This is a genomic window from Erwinia sp. PME.40.26/001 (genome assembly GCF_055556675.1).
Genome location: NZ_JBVHNP010000003.1, coordinates 462883 through 481141, shown reverse-complemented (window position 1 = coordinate 481141; position 18259 = coordinate 462883). Strand labels below are relative to the sequence as shown.

The following is an 18259-nucleotide window of genomic DNA, read 5'->3' as shown; positions in this document are numbered from 1 at the left end:
GCCTGAATGAATGAGCGTATTACCGGAATATTCAGGTCAGAAGACAACGCTGATGCCGCTGAACGGCATCATGTCAGGAAATTAACTATGTGTGGAATTGTTGGTGCTGTAGCGCAGCGTGATATTGCGGAAATCCTGCTTGAAGGGTTGCGTCGTCTGGAGTATCGGGGCTATGACTCTGCGGGGCTTGCCGTGGTTGATCATCAGGGTCATGCCACCCGCCTTCGCCGCCTTGGTAAGGTACAAAACCTTGCTGAAGCAGCAGAGACTACCGCTCTGGTCGGGGGCACGGGTATTGCCCATACCCGCTGGGCTACCCACGGAGAGCCGTCGGAAGCGAATGCGCATCCGCATATCTCTGAGCAGATCATTATCGTGCACAACGGGATTATTGAGAATCACGAACCGCTGCGTGAGCAGCTTGTCAGCCGTGGCTATACCTTTGCCTCTGAAACTGACACCGAAGTGGTGGCGCATCTGGTCCACTGGGAGCAAAAGCAGGGCGGTTCACTGCGTGAGGTTGTGCAGCGCGTGATCCCTGCACTGCGCGGCGCATACGGTATGGTCATTATGGACAGCCGCGATCCGTCGACGGTTGTTGCGGCCCGCTCCGGCAGCCCGCTGGTGATTGGCCGTGGTGTGGGTGAAAACTTTATTGCTTCTGACCAGCTGGCGTTACTGCCGGTTACCCGCCGCTTTGTCTACCTGGAAGAGGGCGACATTGCGGAAATTACCCGCCGTGATGTGAGTATCTTCGACCGCAGCGGTGCGCAGGTGAAGCGGGCAGAGATCGAATCTACTGCTCAGTATGACGCCGGCGATAAAGGCGTTTACCGTCACTACATGCAGAAAGAAATCTACGAGCAGCCGGTCGCCATTAAAAATACCCTGAGCGGTCGCTTCAGCCACGGCGAAGTTGACCTTTCCGAGCTGGGGCCGCAGGCAGATACCCTGCTGGCAAACGTGGAACATATTCAGATCGTTGCCTGTGGCACTTCCTACAATTCCGGTATGGTTTCGCGTTACTGGTTTGAGTCACTGGCCAATGTACCCTGCGATGTCGAGATTGCTTCTGAATTCCGTTATCGCAAATCTGCGGTGCGTAAAAACAGCCTGCTGATCACCCTTTCTCAGTCGGGAGAAACGGCGGACACGCTGGCGGCACTGCGCCTGTCAAAAGAGCTGGGATATCTCGGCTCGCTGGCCATCTGTAACGTCGCTGGTTCCTCACTGGTGCGTGAGTCAGACCTGGCGCTGATGACCAAAGCGGGTACTGAGATTGGCGTCGCCTCCACGAAAGCGTTCACCACCCAGCTGACGGTACTGCTGATGCTGGTGGCCAAAATAGGCCGCCTGAAAGGCGTCGATCCGCAGGTGGAGCATGACATCGTGCACTCCCTGCAGGCGCTGCCAAGCCGCATCGAACAAATGCTGTCGCAGGATGAGCTGATTGCCTCGCTGGCGGAAGATTTCTCTGACAAGCATCATGCGCTGTTCCTGGGCCGTGGCGATCAGTATCCGATCGCGATGGAAGGGGCGCTGAAGCTGAAAGAGATCTCCTACATTCATGCGGAAGCTTACGCAGCCGGTGAACTGAAGCACGGGCCGCTGGCACTGATCGATGCGGATATGCCGGTGATTGTGGTGGCACCGAACAATGAGCTACTGGAAAAACTGAAGTCGAATATTGAAGAAGTGCGTGCCCGTGGCGGCCTGCTGTATGTCTTCGCCGATATTGATGCCGGTTTTACCAACAGCGAAGGCATGCGCATTATCCCTCTGCCGCACGTGGAAGACGTGATAGCACCGATTTTCTACACCGTGCCGTTACAGCTGCTGTCCTATCACGTTGCCCTGATCAAAGGCACCGACGTGGATCAGCCGCGTAACCTGGCGAAATCTGTTACGGTAGAATAATCCGGCATTCCGTACCGCTACCCCGCACAACAGTCCGGCATTACTGTAACAAACAGTATGCCGGACTTTTTTTGTCCAAATATCCCTATTCGCTTTCTTTAAGATGAACACCCACATCTGATTTTAAGGGAAGAGGATGAAAAAGAGTAAAGCCGGAGGGGTTCTGATGGTGCTGTGCGCGGTGACGGCGGGTATCGCTGCTACCGCCAGCGCGGCCTGCCCGGTTCCCCTGACCACCTGCCCGACCCCGCTGGATAAAACCCTGCCCGACGTAAAAAATATGCTCACCTGGACGCCTGACCAGCGTGTTATTGGTTTCCGTAACGACTATCGATCCTATCCGGGGGATATCTTCAGAGCAGGTAAACCCGCACCGTTACCGGTTGCCCGTCAGGATCTCTCCCGCGTCACCTTTACCTTTCGGGGACATCAGTACAGGCTGACGAACTACCTTAAGCGTAACAACGTGACCGGTTTTATGGTGATTAAAAACGGTAACATCGTCTGGGACTATTATGGCAAAGGCAATACAAAAACCACGCTCTGGACGTCACGCTCTGTCGGTAAATCGGTGGTGTCAACGCTGGTGGGGGTAGCCCTGAAGCAGGGTAAAATTGCCTCGCTGGATGATGAAGCCGGTAAATACAATCCTGCCCTGCGCGGTACGGCCTGGGAGCATGTACCGTTGCGCAGCCTGTTACAGCACACATCAGGGGTGACGTGGAATGAGGACTACACAGACCCGAGCTCTGATTTTGCCCGGCTGACGCAGTGTGAAGCGGGCAAGGACACCTATGCGTGCGTCAGCAAGCTGATATTGGATCCTCAGCGCAAAGCCTGTGCCAGACCTGGCCTGATCTGGTCTTACTCGTCTGGCGGAGCCTGGGTATTAGGTGACACGCTGGAAAAAGCCACTGGTGAAACGCTGGCCCGCTATCTGCAGGACACTATCTGGCAGCCTTACGGCATGGTGAATGATGGTGTCTGGCACAGCTACTTGCCCGGCAAACACGACGTCGGTGCTCACGGGTTTAATGCCACCCTTGAAGACTGGGGCAAGTTTGGGCTGTTCGTCATGAACAAGGGTGTTCTGCCTGATGGTACTAAAACCCTGCCCGATGGCTGGATAAAAGAGGCCACACGCTGGACCCGTGCGCAAAACTCAGTGACGGCCGATTATCCTCACGGCCAGTTCGGTTATCAGTGGTGGAACAGCAGCGTACCGCTGAGCACCAAAAAAGCGAGCCCTGTTGACGGGTTAACCCGCGATAAAGCACTGTCGGCTGAGGGTATTTTTGGTCAGATGATCGCCATCGATCAGCAGCAGAAACTGGTGATTGTTCAGTGGTCGACCTGGCCTCAGGCCGAGCCGGCGGCAAATAAGCAGCCGCTTGAAGCCTCCCTGATGTTTAACGCGATTGCGAATGCGCTGGCAGAAAAGAAGGTTAAGTAGCCTGACGGGAAAAAGAGGTCAGGCATCGGTAAGGCGAAGCCCCGGGCGGGGTGGCCCTTGAGTGTGGCGATGGTCAGGCAGACGGAGATGCTGCCTGACCATCGCTACCCTGTTTTTTTACGCGTAGTGACTTCGGATGCGTAAAAGCCTGGTAAGAAAACTCCCCGTGATAACAGCCCATCCCGGAGCCACCCACGCCGCCAAAAGGCAGATAAGGGGAAGCGGCATGAAGCAGCAGCGCGTTGATCCCGGCATCTCCCGATGGAATGGCGTCAATGATGGCGCGTGCGCGGTCAGTGTCGCGCGAAAAAACATACGCCGCCAGTGGCTGCGGATGGTGCGTATTGATATGCGTCGCAATGTCCTGTTCGCTGTCGAACGTCAGCACAGGGAAGATTGGGCCGAATAGCTCATCCTGCATGGTGCTGTCATCAAAGCTGACGTTATCCACGACCGCAGGGCCAAAAAAGCGCTGTGCTTTATCCGACCTTCCGCGCCAGACGATCTCCCCCTCGCTACGGGCGAGGATGTTTTCCAGGCGCGCATATGCTGCATCAGAGACAATCCTGCCGTTACTGCCCGCTATCCCAAACTGGCCGTTCAGCGCCCTGCACAGATGACTGACAATCTGCGGTTTAATCTGCCTGTCGATATACAGATAATCCGGTGCCACACAGGTTTGACCGCTGTTAATCAGCTTGCTGGCGATCAGCTCAGACACCACTAATTCCGGGTTGGCATCTTCCAGCACAATCGCCGGGCATTTACCGCCCAGCTCCAGCAGTACCGGGGTGAGATGCCTGGCGGCGGCGGCCATCACCACTTTCCCCACCGCTGGGCTGCCGGTGAAGAAAATCAGATTAAACGGCAGTGTCAGCAGGAATTCATTTTCCTCTTTTGCCCCCTGGCAGACATGGATGTAGTTCGATGCAAAGGTGCGACTGATGATCTTTTCAATCACGGTGGCGGTGGCCGGTGTGGCTTCAGAGGGCTTAATGATGGCAGTGTTGCCGCCGGCAATGGCACCAATCAGCGGGCAACAGCTGAGCAGTAGCGGGTAGTTAAACGGCCCGATGATATAGTTAACACCATAGCCCTCCCGTGTAATAAAGCTTTCACTGTTGCCCAGAGACGGCGGTGTCGGTACCTTTTTCTCAAGGGCCCATTCATCAAGATGGTCGAGGGCGCAGCTGATTTCATTCATTAGCGGCACGATCTCTGCCTGTTCCACGCCCGTTTCACTGCGGCCGAGATCGGCCCACATCGCCTGGCAGATTGCCTCTTTGTGGGCCAGCAGCGCGCTTTTCAGTTTTCGCAGCTGGTTTTTTTTAAACACATTGTCCCGGGTGATACCGGATAAAAAGAGAGCTTTCTGCTGGTGGAAAATCTCGAGTAATTCCCCTTTTGCTTTCGCATCCATGGCGCCTGCTCCTTTATATCCGGTAGCCTTTATCGACGATCAGCACGGGCTTGATGGTGACGCCGCTGGCGGAGTCCGCTCTTGCCTGATTGATGTCGGCAAAGTCATAGTATTTCACTAACTTCTCAAACGGGAACCACCCACGCTGATGCCACTCAATCAGCTTCGGCACGGAGACCTGAGGAATGGCGTTCCCCATCAGTATCCCGGCCACTCGCCTGCTGGACGCCACCAGGCTGCGCATCGGATTAAAGGTTAGATCGTGACGTGTGACGGCAAGTGGGACCAGCGTGCCGCCCGTCGCCAGCGCATCCAGCGCACTTTTCATCACCGCTGACAGGCCGGTGGTGTCGATGGCGTAATTGACCCCCTTGCCCTGGGTGAGGCTGGCAATAGCGCTGACCACCTCCTCTTTGCTGCTGTTGAGGATATCGGTCGCACCCAGTTCGCGCGCCAGCGACAGGCGGGTATCATGGATATCAATCGCGATGATGTGCCGGCATCCGGCAATTTTCGCCGCCATGATCGCCGCCATGCCAACCGCACCGGTGCCAAAAATCGCAATGTCTGAACCGGGCTGTGGCTTCAGTCCGTTGAATACCGTCGCTGAACCCGTTAACAACCCACAGCCCAGCGGGGCCACCAGACGCAGGTCTGCTGATTTATCCACGACGATCAGGTTATTGAGGCGGGTGTGGGTGTGAGTGGCGAAAGAGGACTGTGAAAACATCGTAGACACCTTGCCGCCGTCGGGCTTCAGCAGCACGGCGCTGCCATCGGTACGGAACCCTCCGGCGTTAAGCATTCCCCAGTGCTGGCAGTGAGAGGGCTGGCCCTGACGGCACCGATCGCAGCAACCGCAGTAAGCGTAAGACATCACAACGTGATCGCCCGTCGTCACCCCTTTCACCGAGCGGCCCACCTCCTCAACGATACCGGATCCTTCGTGGCCCAGTACGCCCGGAAAAAAATGTTCTTCATCACCCACGCGTAGCGCTTCGTCGGAATGACAGATCCCGGAGGCGACGACTTTTACCCGCACCTCATCGTCGCGTAAGGCCGTCAGCTCCAGTGGCTCCAGCTGATAGGGGGCATTGACGTGGTTGATGACCGCAGCCGTTATTTTCATGGTGGTTATCTCCTGTCCTGTGGAAGGGCAAAAGTAGCACCGTGGAAAATCAGCGCAGCGGCAGGAAGTGTGATCGCATTAAAAGCCCGTCGCGGGAGCAGGCAGACAATCTTACGATGATGAATATTTCGCTGGGGTGTGTCACAAAAGTGTCATATTTCGTACATTTTACTGTCACCAAACTGTCCTATTTTGCCTCCAGCAGCAATCATAATTATATCCTTCATACTTCAAGCTGCAGGTGCGTTGGCTACATTCGCTCACCCGAATCACTTACAACGGTAAGCGCATCGGGATTCGATCATTTGCCGCCTTCCTGCAACCCGAATTATTTTGGCTATAGACAAACACGGCAACTGGCCTGACTTTTTAATCCCGTGGAGGGAACATGACACTGATGCACAAAACCCTGGCTCAATTCGTCGCAGTAACCCTGTCTCTCAGCGCCGTTTCTGCCATGGCCGCGACCAACCTGACCGGCGCAGGCGGGACCTTCCCGGCACCGGTATACAACAAGTGGGCTGCAGAGTACAACACCGCAACGGGCAGCCAGGTTAACTATCAGGGTATCGGTTCATCCGGCGGCGTTAAGCAAATTATTGCTAAAACTGTAGACTTCGGTGCTTCAGATGCGCCGATGAAAGACGAAGATTTAGAAAAAAATGGCCTGTTCCAGTTTCCGACAGTTATTGGCGGGGTGGTACTGGCGGTTAATATTCCTGGTATCAAATCTGGACAGCTGACCCTGGACGGCAAGACCGTGGGCGATATCTATCTGGGCACCATCAAAAAGTGGAATGACCCGGCGATCGTCAAGCTGAACCCGGGCGTGAAACTGCCGGATTCCAACATCAACGTGGTGCGCCGCGCTGACGGCTCCGGGACGTCATTCGTGTTTACCAGCTACCTGTCCAAAGTGAACAGCGACTGGAGCAGCAAAGTTGGTAAAGGCAGCACCGTGAACTGGCCAACCGGTCTGGGCGGCAAGGGTAACGACGGCGTGGCCGCTTTCGTTCAGCGTCTGCCGGGTTCCATCGGTTACGTTGAGTATGCTTACGCTAAACAGAACAGCCTGGCGTACACCAAGCTGGTGGATGCGGACGGCAAAGCCATTGAGCCTGGCGAGCAGAGCTTTAGCGATGCGGCGAAAGGGGCTGACTGGAGCAAGTCATTTGCTCAGGACCTGACTTTCCAGAAAGGCGACAACGCGTGGCCAATCACCTCCACCACCTATATCCTAGTACACAAAGAGCAGGCTAACGCTGAGAAAGGTGCAGCTGTCCTGAAGTTCTTTGACTGGGCTTACAAAAACGGCGGCAAAACCACCGCGAGCCTGGATTATGCTTCTCTGCCCGATTCAGTGGTCGAGCAGATCCGTAGCGCCTGGAAAAAAGACGTAAAAGACAGCTCTGGCAAAGCCCTGTACTAAGCGATGGCAGTAACGCACCACCGCAGGTGGTGCGTATGACCCCCATGGGCAGGCAAGCCTTGCCCGATACGTATCTGCAGTAACAGACTCGAGAATTCTATGGCTGAAACCAAGCCGGCATTCAAGGCCCCCGGAAAACAGGGTGACATCATCTTCGGCGCACTGGTCAAACTGGCTGCGCTGATTGTGCTGTTGCTGCTCGGCGGCATCATTGTCTCCCTGATCATCTCCTCATGGCCGAGTATCCAGAAATTTGGCTTCTCGTTCCTGTGGAACAAAGAGTGGGATGCCCCTAACGAACAGTTTGGTGCGCTGGTGCCGATTTACGGTACCGTCGTGACCTCCATTATTGCCCTGCTTATCGCAGTCCCGGTGAGCTTCGGTATCGCCCTGTTCCTGACGGAACTGGCCCCGAACTGGCTGCGTCGTCCGCTGGGCGTGGCGATTGAACTGCTGGCTGCGATCCCCAGCATCGTTTACGGCATGTGGGGCCTGTTTATCTTTGCCCCGCTGTTCGCTACCTACTTCCAGCAGCCGGTCGGTGACGTACTGGCTAACGTACCGATTGTCGGCACGCTGTTCTCCGGCCCGGCCTTTGGTATCGGGATTCTGGCCGCCGGGATTATCCTCGCGATCATGATTATCCCTTACATCGCCTCGGTGATGCGCGACGTGTTTGAGCAGACACCGGTCATGATGAAAGAGTCCGCTTACGGCATCGGCTGCACCACCTGGGAAGTGATGTGGCGCGTGGTACTGCCTTTCACCAAGAATGGGGTGATTGGCGGCGTGATGCTGGGCCTGGGCCGTGCGCTGGGTGAAACCATGGCGGTGACCTTTATTATCGGTAACACCTACCAGCTCGACAGCGCATCGCTGTTTATGCCGGGCAACAGTATTACCTCTGCACTGGCCAACGAATTTGCTGAAGCTGAGTCTGGGGTGCATACCGCTGCGCTGATGGAGCTGGGGCTGATCCTGTTTGTGATCACCTTTATTGTGCTGGCCTGTTCGAAACTGATGATCCTGCGCCTGGCGAAAAGTGAAGGAGCACGTTCATGACCACGATGGAATTACAGTCGCGTGATGCGCTGTTAGCCTCACGCCGCAAAATGCAGGCGTGGCGCCGGATGAAAAACCGCATTGCGCTCACCCTGTCATTACTGACAATGGCATTTGGCCTGTTCTGGCTGGTGTGGATCCTGTTTTCAACCGTCACGCGCGGTATTGATGGCATGACGATGTCGCTGTTTACCGAAAATACCCCGCCACCGAATACGGCAGGCGGTGGGCTGGCGAATGCTCTGGCGGGCAGCGGGCTGTTGATCTTCTGGTCAACGGCCGTTGGTACGCCGCTGGGTATTATGGCGGGCATCTATCTGGCCGAATACGGCCGTAAATCCTGGCTGGCTGAAGTCACCCGCTTTATTAACGATATCCTGCTGTCTGCGCCGTCGATTGTGGTGGGGCTGTTTGTTTACACCATCGTGGTGGCACAGATGAAGCACTTCTCCGGCTGGGCCGGGGTGGTTGCTCTTGCACTGTTGCAGATCCCGATAGTCATCCGTACTACAGAAAACATGCTGAGACTGGTTCCGGACAGCCTGCGTGAAGCGGCCTATGCGCTGGGAACGCCGAAGTGGAAGATGATTTCAGCGATCACCCTGAAAGCATCCGTATCGGGCATCCTGACCGGGGTACTGCTGGCGATTGCCCGCATTGCCGGAGAGACCGCTCCCCTGCTGTTTACCTCGCTGTCGAACCAGTTCTGGAGCACCGATATGATGCAGCCGCTGGCGAACCTGCCGGTGACCATCTTTAAATTCGCCATGAGTCCGTTTGCCGAATGGCAGAGTCTGGCCTGGGCGGGCGTGCTGATTATTACGCTGTGCGTACTGTTACTGAACATCCTGGCACGCGTGATCTTCGCCAAGAGCAAACATTAATTGAGCAGCGCGGCGGTAGCGGCGCGGACTGAGTGAGAGAAAAATGATTAATACTTCCGCTAAGATGATTCAGGTTCGTGATTTGAACTTCTATTACGGAAAATTCCATGCGCTGAAAAACATCAATCTGGATATTGCGAAAAACCAGGTGACGGCGTTTATCGGCCCATCAGGCTGCGGTAAATCCACCCTGCTGCGCACCTTTAACAAGATGTTTTCACTTTATCCTGAGCAGCGTGCTGAAGGTGAGATCCTGCTGGATGGTGAAAATATTCTGACCGCCAGCCAGGACATTGCCCTGCTGCGTGCCCGCGTCGGGATGGTTTTCCAGAAGCCGACGCCGTTCCCGATGTCGATTTATGACAATATCGCCTTCGGCGTACGTCTGTTTGAAAAGCTGTCCCGTGCCGATATGGACGAACGCGTCCAGTGGGCGCTGACCAAAGCGGCGCTGTGGACCGAAACCAAAGACAAGCTGCACCAGAGTGGCTACAGTCTTTCCGGTGGTCAGCAGCAGCGTTTGTGCATTGCCCGTGGTATTGCCATTCGCCCTGAGGTGTTGCTGCTGGACGAGCCCTGCTCTGCGCTGGATCCGATTTCAACCGGGCGTATTGAAGAGCTGATTACGGAGCTGAAACAGGATTACACCGTGGTGATCGTGACGCACAATATGCAGCAGGCCGCACGCTGTTCCGATCACACCGCGTTTATGTACCTTGGCGAACTGATAGAATTTAGTGATACCGACACGCTGTTCACCAAGCCGCATCAGAAGCAAACTGAAGATTACATCACCGGCCGCTACGGTTGAGTTGACTGGAGAATACAATGGATAGCTTAAACCTGAATAAACATATCTCCGGCCAGTTTAACGCCGAGCTGGAGCACATCCGCACCCAGGTGATGACCATGGGCGGCATGGTTGAGCAGCAGCTGACGGATGCTATCACTGCGATGCACAACCAGGATGGCGAGCTGGCGAACAAGGTGATCGAAGGTGACCACAAGGTCAATATGATGGAAGTGGAGATTGATGAAGCCTGCGTGCGCATCATCGCCAAGCGTCAGCCGACCGCCAGCGACCTGCGTCTGGTGATGGCGATCATCAAAACCATTTCCGAGCTGGAACGCATTGGCGATGTGGCCGAGAAAATCTGTCGTACCGCGCTGGAAAAATTTACCCAGCAGCACCAGCCGCTGCTGGTGAGCCTGGAGTCTATGGGCCATCACACGATCCAGATGCTGCACGACGTGCTGGACGCGTTCGCCCGTATGGATCTCAATGCAGCAGTGGAAATCTATCGTGAAGATAAGAAGGTTGACCAGGAATATGAGGGCATCGTCCGCCAGCTGATGACCTATATGATGGAAGATCCGCGCACCATCCCCAGCGTGCTGACGGCGCTGTTCTGTGCCCGAGCTATCGAGCGCATCGGCGACCGCTGCCAGAACATCTGCGAGATTATCTTCTACTTCGTCAAAGGCCAGGATTTCCGTCATGTGGGCGGCGACCAGCTGGATAAACTGCTGACCGGGGACGACAGCGGCGAAAATAATCCGGGTTAAGCTCTGCCGAGGCGTGCCGGCTTGCGGCATGCCTTTCCTTCCCTCCTGCCCTGACCCATGAGTTTTTCGTCTGGATACCACGCGCCGTCATACTTATACTTGCGGCCAAATTCTTATGAAAAGGTCAGAAAACCATGTCAGTTTCCCCCCCGGATAAGCGCAGCGTCACGCCAGGAAAGGCGATGGTTGCGGCGGTCAGTGGCTATGCAATGGACGGCTTTGATCTGCTGATACTCGGCTTTATGCTGCCGGCGATCAGCCTGTCTCTGGCGTTAAACCCTTCACAGGCCGGTTCTCTGGTGACCTGGACCTTAATAGGGGCCGTGCTGGGCGGCATAATTTTTGGCCATATCAGCGACCGTTTTGGCCGTATCCGCGTCCTGACCTTCACTATTTTGATGTTTTCCGTCTTTACCGGGCTGTGCGCGGTGGCGCAGGGATACTGGGATCTGCTGGCATACCGTACTCTGGCCGGAATGGGGCTGGGCGGTGAATTCGGTATTGGTATGGCGCTGATTGCCGAGGTCTGGCCTGCTAACAAGCGCAACCGTGCTTCAGCGTGGGTCGGTATGGGCTGGCAGCTGGGCGTGCTGATGGCGGCGTTTATCACCCCACTCCTGCTGGATATTATCGGCTGGCGCGGTATGTTTCTGGTCGGACTGCTGCCTGCGCTGGCATCGTTTGCTATCCGGCGGGGTATGGGGGAGCCGGATGCCTTCACCGAACACGTGGACGTCAATCAGGGGCTGTCATTCTCCGCCCGTATTAAGCTGCTGTTTGCGGATGCTGCCACCACAAAAGCCAGCATCGGTATCTTTATCCTCTGTTCCGTGCAGAATTTTGGTTACTACGGCCTGATGATCTGGATGCCCAGTTACCTCTCAACCACGTTTGGCTTCTCCCTGACAAAGTCAGGATTGTGGACGGCGGTGACGGTGGTGGGTATGACCTTCGGTATCTGGCTGTTTGGTCTGCTGGCAGATCGCTTTGCGCGCTGGAAAATCTTCCTGATCTATCAGATGGGGGCGGTCGTCATGGTGGTGGTGTACGCACAGCTGCGTGACCCGACCATCATGCTGTTTACCGGTGCGCTGATGGGGATGTTTGTTAACGGAATGATTGGCGGCTATGGCGCGCTAATCTCTGACACTTATCCGGTGAAAGTCCGCGCTACGGCGCAGAACGTCCTGTTTAACCTGGGGCGTGGCGTGGGTGGCTTTGGTCCGCTGGTGATTGGCCTGCTGGTGAGCCAGTGGTCGTTTGCTGCGGCGATCACCCTGCTGGCGCTGATCTATCTGCTGGATATCGTTGCCACGCTGTTTCTGCTGCCGAAAAAGCAGGGTAACGAAGACGCTCTGGGTGCGATAGGCTGACTGACCGTCGTCCTGTGTGGGAGGACACCGCGCAGGACGACACGGGCAGTATTCACACTTTCCTCCCTTTCTCTGCGAACGCGTTATTTAATGCACCCACCTGTCCTGATGGGGGGGTCTTCCTCCTGCCTGTTTATTTTTTACAAAAAAAAACATGGCAACAAATATGGCGCGTAATTAATTTTTGCGACTCATTATTTTACTTATTACTATTCGTGTGGGTGATCAGGTCGCTTTTATTGATGCTATATCGATAAAATATCGAAAAGTTGTTACCATTTACGCTTTTTAGCCATTTATTGTTGTTTACAGCTTAAAAAAAACTGGTTAACTTTACCCCGCAAGGTGGCGAACTGTTTTTAGCGGAGGCGGATCTGTGCCCGCATCCATACTCAAGTATCGCCATTATTCACCATCACTATTTAAAATATTTTTGTACTCTGTCTTGCCATGATAATGGTCAGGTTGTGGCGGAGCCTGCCTGCTGATATTGATGGGGCAGGATAATGAAGGAACAGGCTGCATGACAGTAAGTGGTTGGTATTTAATTTTTTGTAAGTATGGGCGTATGGAGCAGGCAGAGGATTCGCTGGAAAAAATCGGGATAACCACCTTTTGTCCGATGATGACGCGCGAAAAAAAACGCGCCGGTTCGCAGCGAATCAAAGTCAGTGTTGAGCCGATGTTTCCTCCTTATCTGTTCGTTAAAATTGATGCTGACCTCATCAATACTGCCAGGATAAATGCCTTACCCGGGGTCAGTTATATTGTTAAGTTTGGCCGTGAACCCCGGCCCTTACCGCAAAGCCTGATTGAAGCATTGATGAGAAGAGCCTGTAACCACTCCTTGACTGACGATCAGGTCAACAATGACCATAATCTGATGAAAATGGAAGAAAGGCTGGAAAAAATAAAGGACGGCAACAGCTATGGTTTACTGTCTTTTCTGCATGAAATGATCATGTCAGAAATAAGGCTAAACCGTGTCGAATAATTAAATTTAGCTTTATATTATATCGGTTTGTTAACGCTGCTGATTACTTGTTTTTTTATTCATCTCTTGATGCTTTTATGACGCCGGGTAATAGGGGGTTGATTGATATGAAAATAAAGAAAACACCTGTAGAGCAAAAAAAATTCGAAATGCTACATCAGTTAGCGTTAATTTGTGGCGAGATTGAATCCAGTCGGGGAGAGGGGGGCGGCTTACAGCAGCCTGAGGTCTGGCCTAAAACCCGGGATTTAGCGGACAGCTGCGGAGAGAGTATTTATATTACACGCACCCTGCTTCTCCAGTTGGTTGCCGAGGGGAAAGTGATCAAACACTCTTCCCTGTTGTTGAAGTCACTGCGCTGGTATATCAATAAAAATGACGGGATTGAGCCTTAATCCCGTCCGTGTGCCCTGAAAATACAGGTAAAGGCGTTACGGCCTATCCTATTGCCGTCAGCGGGTCAGCTGCCAGCCGCGTGCCTGCCAGAGCCCGGGTAGATCGGCCATATCCTTAAATACCGTTACCAGCGGGTGATCGATATGGGGGTTATGGGCATCCACGCAATAATAGAATACCGGGATCCCGGCCGCGATGCCGGCCTTCGCCCCGGCTTCCGAGTCATCCACCAGTATGCAGTGCTCAATTGCAACGCCCATCTGCCGGGCAGCGTGGTACATCAGCTCCGGCTCCGGCTTCCAGTGTCCGATGTCGTAACCGCTGTAGAGACGATCGCCAAAGTACGCACGCATTCCGGTCAGGCCAAGCGAATGCTCCATTTTGGGGACCGTGCCGTTGGAGACAACACACATCGCTACACCGATCTTGTCCAGTAGCGCTTTAGCTCCGGTGATCGGTTTAAGCTCTAACTCGAACAACCGGGCCACTTCCCGGCGATAGGCTGGCTCAAGGACCTCCACGGGCGTTGTGAGCTGATGCTGCCGGCAGACGTCGGCGATGATGTCATACAGCTTCACGCCTTTATATTTCTCGAACATCTCCTGCAACGACAGCGAAGCGCCAAACTCTGCGAAGGTGTTAACGTACGCCTGCGTACAGAGCATTTCGCTGTCGACCAGTGTGCCGTCACAATCGAAAAAAATACATTCCACTGACATCCTGCTTCCTTATGCGTCCTGATGGGCTGATACCGAATAGTAGCGTGAAGCAGGGGGACATTTCGATTATTGATCGTACAAACCCTGTTTTTTGCCGTGTGCAGTGTCTTTTCCAGTTAACGGCAGAGATAAGACGGTAAAAACAGCGCAATCGGTTGCGAAAAAACCGGGTGATCAATATCCCAAAATCTGAATTTTGGGGTAGGATAACGGCCGACAACTTTTCTCCGTTCTGGAAACACATAATGACGAATCCCGGTCTGTTACAACGGATTTTTAAATTGCAGGAGCATGGCACCACCGTACGTACTGAGGTGATTGCTGGTTTCACCACTTTCCTGACGATGGTCTATATCGTTTTTGTTAACCCGCAGATCCTGGGCGTGGCTGGCATGGATACCCAGGCTGTCTTTGTGACGACCTGCCTGATTGCCGCCTTTGGCAGTATTTTGATGGGGCTGGTAGCCAATCTGCCGGTTGCCCTGGCTCCGGCGATGGGCCTGAACGCTTTCTTTGCCTTTGTGGTAGTTGGCGCGATGGGCATTTCCTGGCAGATCGGTATGGGTGCTATCTTCTGGGGAGCGGTAGGGCTGCTGCTGCTGACAATTTTCCGCGTGCGCTACTGGATGATCGCCAATATCCCGCTGAGCCTGCGGGTGGGGATCACCGCCGGTATTGGCTTGTTTATCGCCATGATGGGGCTGAAAAATGCAGGCATCATTGTCGCCAATGAAGCGACGCTGGTGTCGGTGGGCAACCTCACCTCTCACAGCGTGCTGCTGGGCGCACTGGGCTTCTTTATTATCGCGATTCTCGCCTCACGCAATATCCATGCTGCGGTGCTGGTGTCGATCGTGGTGACCACCGGTATTGGCCTGGCCATCGGTGACGTGAAGTACACGGGGATCTTTTCTGCGCCACCGGCGGTGACCTCGGTGCTGGGGCAGGTTAATCTCAAGGATTCACTGAATATTGGCATGGCGGGGATTATCTTCTCCTTTATGCTGGTGAACCTGTTTGACTCCTCCGGGACGCTGATTGGCGTAACGGATAAAGCAGGCCTGACCGATGAGAACGGCAAGTTCCCCCGCATGAAGCAGGCGCTGTACGTCGACAGCATCAGCTCTGTCGCCGGTTCCTTTATCGGCACCTCTTCCGTCACCGCCTATATCGAAAGCTCATCCGGTGTGTCTGTCGGTGGCCGTACGGGATTAATGGCGGTCGTGACGGGCGTACTGTTCCTGCTGGTGATGTTCCTGTCACCGCTGGCAGGCATGGTGCCAGCCTACGCGGCAGCGGGTGCGCTGATTTATGTGGGCGTGCTGATGACCTCCAGCCTGTCGCGCGTGAAATGGGACGACCTGACCGAAGCCGTTCCGGCGTTTGTTACTGCGGCAATGATGCCGTTTAGTTTCTCGATTACGGAAGGGATTGCGCTGGGCTTTATCTCTTACTGTGTGATGAAACTGGGAACCGGCCGCTGGCGTGAAATCAGCCCGTGCGTGGTGGTGGTGGCGCTGCTGTTCGTGCTGAAAATCGCTTTCGTCGACGCGCACTGATGTAACAGGCGGGTGGCAGAAAGGCCACCCGCATCCTCTTCAGGAATAGTTAAGCTGTTTTTCGGTTGGAAGGCTGGTCAGTCGCAGCGTGCGCGGCCCCAGATTTTGGGCGCAGACATTAAAATCGCGCAGCGATTCCCATCCATTATCATGATTATATTCCCACAGCCGCAGCCGGTCGGTGCCTGGCGACAGTGCGCAGGACCAGACCAGTAACGGCTCAACGTCACACAGCGCCTGTATGTCAGGCCAGGTAACCGAACGCAGGCGTCCCGATGCGGGATGTAATCGCAGCGAGTTGATCCCGTCTTCGCCTTCCCCGGTCAGCTTGAGAATGCTCTGGCGCAGCGTCCAGAGTTGAGTGGAGGCTTCAATGGCGTCGTTCTGCGCATTGATCCAGGCCTTTTCCCCTGACGACAGGCATTCAAAATGATGCTCCATCGTCTGGCGACTGTGCGCGCGAATAATTTCCATGTCCAGCCCGGCACGCCCTCCTTCCTCTGCTAACGCTACGCCGACCATATTTCCGGCGTAGGCAAAACTGAAGTCCGGAAGATCCTGATCGGCAAAGCAGGGGCGTCCGCTGGCGCTGGTGATCAGCTCTGGCAGAACAGGCATCCCGTATACACGCTGCATCAGCTCGGCCAGCAGGATACGGGCGGCCAGATAGCGGGCACGACGCTTCTCTGTGAATCTGCTGGCGTACTCTACAATCGGATGTGGAAGTCGGTGTACCCGGGGTCTGGTCTGGGCGAGAGCCCAACGTGCAAAATGACTTGCCATCTGTCGCTCCGTGAAAATGGTCGGATAATCATCACTGCTATTGTAAGAATATTCTTACCTGATTTCACCTGAGATTCCATTCTCAGGGTCATTTTCGGACTATTGTCACTGTTTATGGACAGATTGCTGGTGGATAAGAGCGATCCTGCCGGCGGATTACTTCCCTATACAGAAACTGGAGAAGATACGGCCTAACAGGTCATCGGAACTGAACTCACCGGTGATCTCACTCAGCGACTGCTGTGCCAGACGCAGTTCTTCAGCCAGTAATTCCCCCGCCCACGCACCCAGCAACTGGTCTTTCCCCTGTTGTAAGTGAGTGGCTGCTAACTCCAGCGCCTGCAGATGACGACGACGTGCCAGGAAGCCCCCCTCCATATTACCGGAGAAGCCCATGCTCTGCTTCAGGTGGTCCCGCAGCACATCAATACCGTCACCGGTCCGGGCTGACAGACGAATAAGTGAGTGACCATTCACTTCCTCAAGACCCAGCACTTCGCCGGTCATATCCGCCTTGTTGCGTACGACGGTAACCGGTAACGCCGCCGGTAAACGGGCCATAAAGTCCGGCCAGATTGCCGCAGGCGCTGTTTCACCGGTGGTGGTACCGTCTACCATAAACAGTACGCGGTCGGCCTGTTCGATCTCATTCCATGCCCGTTCGATGCCGATGCGTTCAACTTCGTCACCGGCTTCCCGTAGCCCTGCGGTATCAATTATATGCAGCGGCATGCCGTCTATATGAATATGCTCACGCAGCACGTCGCGGGTGGTCCCGGCAATATCGGTGACAATCGCTGCTTCACGTCCGGCCAGCGCGTTCAGCAGGCTGGATTTGCCGGCATTAGGGCGTCCGGCAATGACCACTTTCATCCCTTCGCGCAGCAGGCTACCCTGGCGTGCTTCAGCGCGTACGCTATCCAGGTCGGCTATCACCTGATGCAGCAGTGCTTCGATTTTGCCGTCAGAAAGGAAGTCAATCTCCTCGTCCGGGAAGTCGATGGCAGCCTCAACGAAGATCCGCAGGTGAGTAAGTGCTTCCACCAGATGATTAACGCGAGCGGAGAAAACGCCCTGCAGCGAATTGACCGCCGAGCGTGCCGCCTGCTCTGAACTGGCATCGATCAGATCGGCAATGGCCTCTGCCTGGGCCAGGTCCAGCTTGTCATTGAGGAAGGCGCGTTCGGAGAACTCGCCCGGGTTAGCGATACGCAGGCCAGGCAGCGCGACAATACGCTTCAGCAGCAGATCGAGGATCACCGGGCCGCCGTGACCCTGCAGTTCCAGCACGTCTTCACCGGTGAATGAGTTCGGGCCAGGGAACCACAGCGCGATACCCTGGTCGAGCGTGCTGCCGTCAGCGTCGCGGAAAGGCAGGTAGTCGGCGTAGCGTGGCTTTGGCAGTTTGCCCAGTAGCAGCTGTGCGACGTCGGCAGCTTTACTGCCGGAAACACGCAGAATGCCAACGCCGCCGCGGCCCGGAGGCGTCGCCTGTGCGACGATAGTATCGCTATGGCTCATATTGAATTCTCTTTTTGGAATAAAAAAGGCGGTCATGATGACCGCCTTAGTGTA

Annotated in this window: 16 protein-coding genes; 11 read left to right on the top strand and 5 right to left on the bottom strand. The window is 55.0% G+C overall.

Annotation, left to right across the window (positions count from 1 at the left end):
* The first annotated feature begins 87 nt into the window (after positions 1-87).
* Both glmS and ACZ3HG_RS12640 read left to right on the top strand, forming a co-directional pair.
* Positions 88-1917, top strand: a complete 1830-nt coding sequence (gene glmS / locus ACZ3HG_RS12645) for a glutamine--fructose-6-phosphate transaminase (isomerizing) (RefSeq protein WP_191935261.1) — start codon at positions 88-90, stop codon at positions 1915-1917.
* 136 nt (positions 1918-2053) lie between these two features.
* Entirely contained in the window at positions 2054-3370 is a 1317-nt protein-coding gene (locus ACZ3HG_RS12640) for a serine hydrolase domain-containing protein (protein ID WP_465332972.1), read from the top strand.
* 73 nt (positions 3371-3443) lie between these two features.
* Here the strand turns inward: ACZ3HG_RS12640 and mdlD are convergent, their stop codons facing one another.
* Positions 3444-4790, bottom strand: coding sequence for an NAD(P)-dependent benzaldehyde dehydrogenase MdlD (mdlD, locus tag ACZ3HG_RS12635; RefSeq protein WP_465332971.1), 1347 nt, complete (start codon positions 4788-4790; stop codon positions 3444-3446).
* 13 nt (positions 4791-4803) lie between these two features.
* Positions 4804-5919, bottom strand: a complete 1116-nt coding sequence (locus ACZ3HG_RS12630; RefSeq protein WP_191935258.1) for an NAD(P)-dependent alcohol dehydrogenase — start codon at positions 5917-5919, stop codon at positions 4804-4806.
* A gap of 388 nt (positions 5920-6307) precedes the next feature.
* Between ACZ3HG_RS12630 and pstS the strand changes: the two genes are divergently transcribed.
* The 8 genes from pstS to ACZ3HG_RS12590 all read left to right on the top strand — a co-directional run bounded on the left by pstS (position 6308) and on the right by ACZ3HG_RS12590 (position 13622).
* A complete protein-coding gene (gene pstS, locus ACZ3HG_RS12625; RefSeq protein WP_191935257.1) occupies positions 6308-7348 on the top strand; it encodes a phosphate ABC transporter substrate-binding protein PstS in 1041 nt (346 codons plus the stop codon).
* 99 nt (positions 7349-7447) lie between these two features.
* Positions 7448-8410 carry a phosphate ABC transporter permease PstC gene (pstC, locus tag ACZ3HG_RS12620; RefSeq protein ID WP_062744094.1) on the top strand — a complete coding sequence of 321 codons (963 nt, stop codon included), beginning with the start codon at positions 7448-7450 and terminating at the stop codon, positions 8408-8410.
* Positions 8407-9294 carry a phosphate ABC transporter permease PstA gene (pstA, locus tag ACZ3HG_RS12615; protein ID WP_191935256.1) on the top strand — a complete coding sequence of 296 codons (888 nt, stop codon included), beginning with the start codon at positions 8407-8409 and terminating at the stop codon, positions 9292-9294. Before pstC ends, pstA begins: the two co-directional genes overlap by 4 nt.
* A gap of 43 nt (positions 9295-9337) precedes the next feature.
* Positions 9338-10105, top strand: coding sequence for a phosphate ABC transporter ATP-binding protein PstB (gene pstB, locus ACZ3HG_RS12610; RefSeq protein WP_062744092.1), 768 nt, complete (start codon positions 9338-9340; stop codon positions 10103-10105).
* A gap of 17 nt (positions 10106-10122) precedes the next feature.
* Positions 10123-10860: a phosphate signaling complex protein PhoU gene (phoU, locus tag ACZ3HG_RS12605; RefSeq protein WP_062744091.1), complete on the top strand. Its 738-nt coding sequence runs from the start codon at positions 10123-10125 to the stop codon at positions 10858-10860.
* Between the two features lie 134 nt (positions 10861-10994).
* On the top strand, positions 10995-12233 hold the full coding sequence (locus ACZ3HG_RS12600; RefSeq protein ID WP_465332970.1) for an MFS transporter: 1239 nt from the start codon (positions 10995-10997) through the stop codon (positions 12231-12233).
* A gap of 523 nt (positions 12234-12756) precedes the next feature.
* Complete coding sequence (locus ACZ3HG_RS12595) at positions 12757-13227, top strand: transcriptional activator RfaH (RefSeq protein ID WP_191935254.1); 471 nt, start codon at positions 12757-12759, stop codon at positions 13225-13227.
* Between the two features lie 107 nt (positions 13228-13334).
* Positions 13335-13622, top strand: coding sequence for a hypothetical protein (locus tag ACZ3HG_RS12590; RefSeq protein ID WP_465332969.1), 288 nt, complete (start codon positions 13335-13337; stop codon positions 13620-13622).
* Between the two features lie 57 nt (positions 13623-13679).
* Here ACZ3HG_RS12590 and yieH read toward each other — a convergent pair whose 3' ends face one another.
* Positions 13680-14342, bottom strand: a complete 663-nt coding sequence (yieH, locus tag ACZ3HG_RS12585; RefSeq protein ID WP_191935253.1) for a 6-phosphogluconate phosphatase — start codon at positions 14340-14342, stop codon at positions 13680-13682.
* A 245-nt stretch (positions 14343-14587) separates the two neighbouring features.
* Here yieH and ACZ3HG_RS12580 point away from each other — a divergent pair, with 245 nt between their 5' ends.
* Positions 14588-15901 (top strand): NCS2 family permease, encoded by a 1314-nt coding sequence (locus ACZ3HG_RS12580; RefSeq protein ID WP_062744086.1) that lies wholly within the window; start codon positions 14588-14590, stop codon positions 15899-15901.
* A 39-nt stretch (positions 15902-15940) separates the two neighbouring features.
* Here ACZ3HG_RS12580 and ACZ3HG_RS12575 read toward each other — a convergent pair whose 3' ends face one another.
* Together ACZ3HG_RS12575 and mnmE are read right to left on the bottom strand one after the other, a co-directional pair.
* Positions 15941-16684: a 4'-phosphopantetheinyl transferase family protein gene (locus ACZ3HG_RS12575; protein ID WP_191935252.1), complete on the bottom strand. Its 744-nt coding sequence runs from the start codon at positions 16682-16684 to the stop codon at positions 15941-15943.
* 156 nt (positions 16685-16840) lie between these two features.
* Positions 16841-18205, bottom strand: coding sequence for a tRNA uridine-5-carboxymethylaminomethyl(34) synthesis GTPase MnmE (gene mnmE, locus ACZ3HG_RS12570; protein ID WP_191935251.1), 1365 nt, complete (start codon positions 18203-18205; stop codon positions 16841-16843).
* Positions 18206-18259: the final 54 nt, after the last annotated feature.

Bases quoted from the DNA above. Each gene is read 5' to 3' on its own strand.
- glmS (WP_191935261.1), top strand. From the start codon at position 88: ATGTGTGGAATTGTTGGTGCTGTAGCGCAGCGTGATATTGCGGAAATC.
- ACZ3HG_RS12640 (WP_465332972.1), top strand. From the start codon at position 2,054: ATGAAAAAGAGTAAAGCCGGAGGGGTTCTGATGGTGCTGTGCGCGGTG.
- mdlD (WP_465332971.1), bottom strand. From the start codon at position 4,790: ATGGATGCGAAAGCAAAAGGGGAATTACTCGAGATTTTCCACCAGCAG.
- ACZ3HG_RS12630 (WP_191935258.1), bottom strand. From the start codon at position 5,919: ATGAAAATAACGGCTGCGGTCATCAACCACGTCAATGCCCCCTATCAG.
- pstS (WP_191935257.1), top strand. From the start codon at position 6,308: ATGACACTGATGCACAAAACCCTGGCTCAATTCGTCGCAGTAACCCTG.
- pstC (WP_062744094.1), top strand. From the start codon at position 7,448: ATGGCTGAAACCAAGCCGGCATTCAAGGCCCCCGGAAAACAGGGTGAC.
- pstA (WP_191935256.1), top strand. From the start codon at position 8,407: ATGACCACGATGGAATTACAGTCGCGTGATGCGCTGTTAGCCTCACGC.
- pstB (WP_062744092.1), top strand. From the start codon at position 9,338: ATGATTAATACTTCCGCTAAGATGATTCAGGTTCGTGATTTGAACTTC.
- phoU (WP_062744091.1), top strand. From the start codon at position 10,123: ATGGATAGCTTAAACCTGAATAAACATATCTCCGGCCAGTTTAACGCC.
- ACZ3HG_RS12600 (WP_465332970.1), top strand. From the start codon at position 10,995: ATGTCAGTTTCCCCCCCGGATAAGCGCAGCGTCACGCCAGGAAAGGCG.
- ACZ3HG_RS12595 (WP_191935254.1), top strand. From the start codon at position 12,757: ATGACAGTAAGTGGTTGGTATTTAATTTTTTGTAAGTATGGGCGTATG.
- ACZ3HG_RS12590 (WP_465332969.1), top strand. From the start codon at position 13,335: ATGAAAATAAAGAAAACACCTGTAGAGCAAAAAAAATTCGAAATGCTA.
- yieH (WP_191935253.1), bottom strand. From the start codon at position 14,342: ATGTCAGTGGAATGTATTTTTTTCGATTGTGACGGCACACTGGTCGAC.
- ACZ3HG_RS12580 (WP_062744086.1), top strand. From the start codon at position 14,588: ATGACGAATCCCGGTCTGTTACAACGGATTTTTAAATTGCAGGAGCAT.
- ACZ3HG_RS12575 (WP_191935252.1), bottom strand. From the start codon at position 16,684: ATGGCAAGTCATTTTGCACGTTGGGCTCTCGCCCAGACCAGACCCCGG.
- mnmE (WP_191935251.1), bottom strand. From the start codon at position 18,205: ATGAGCCATAGCGATACTATCGTCGCACAGGCGACGCCTCCGGGCCGC.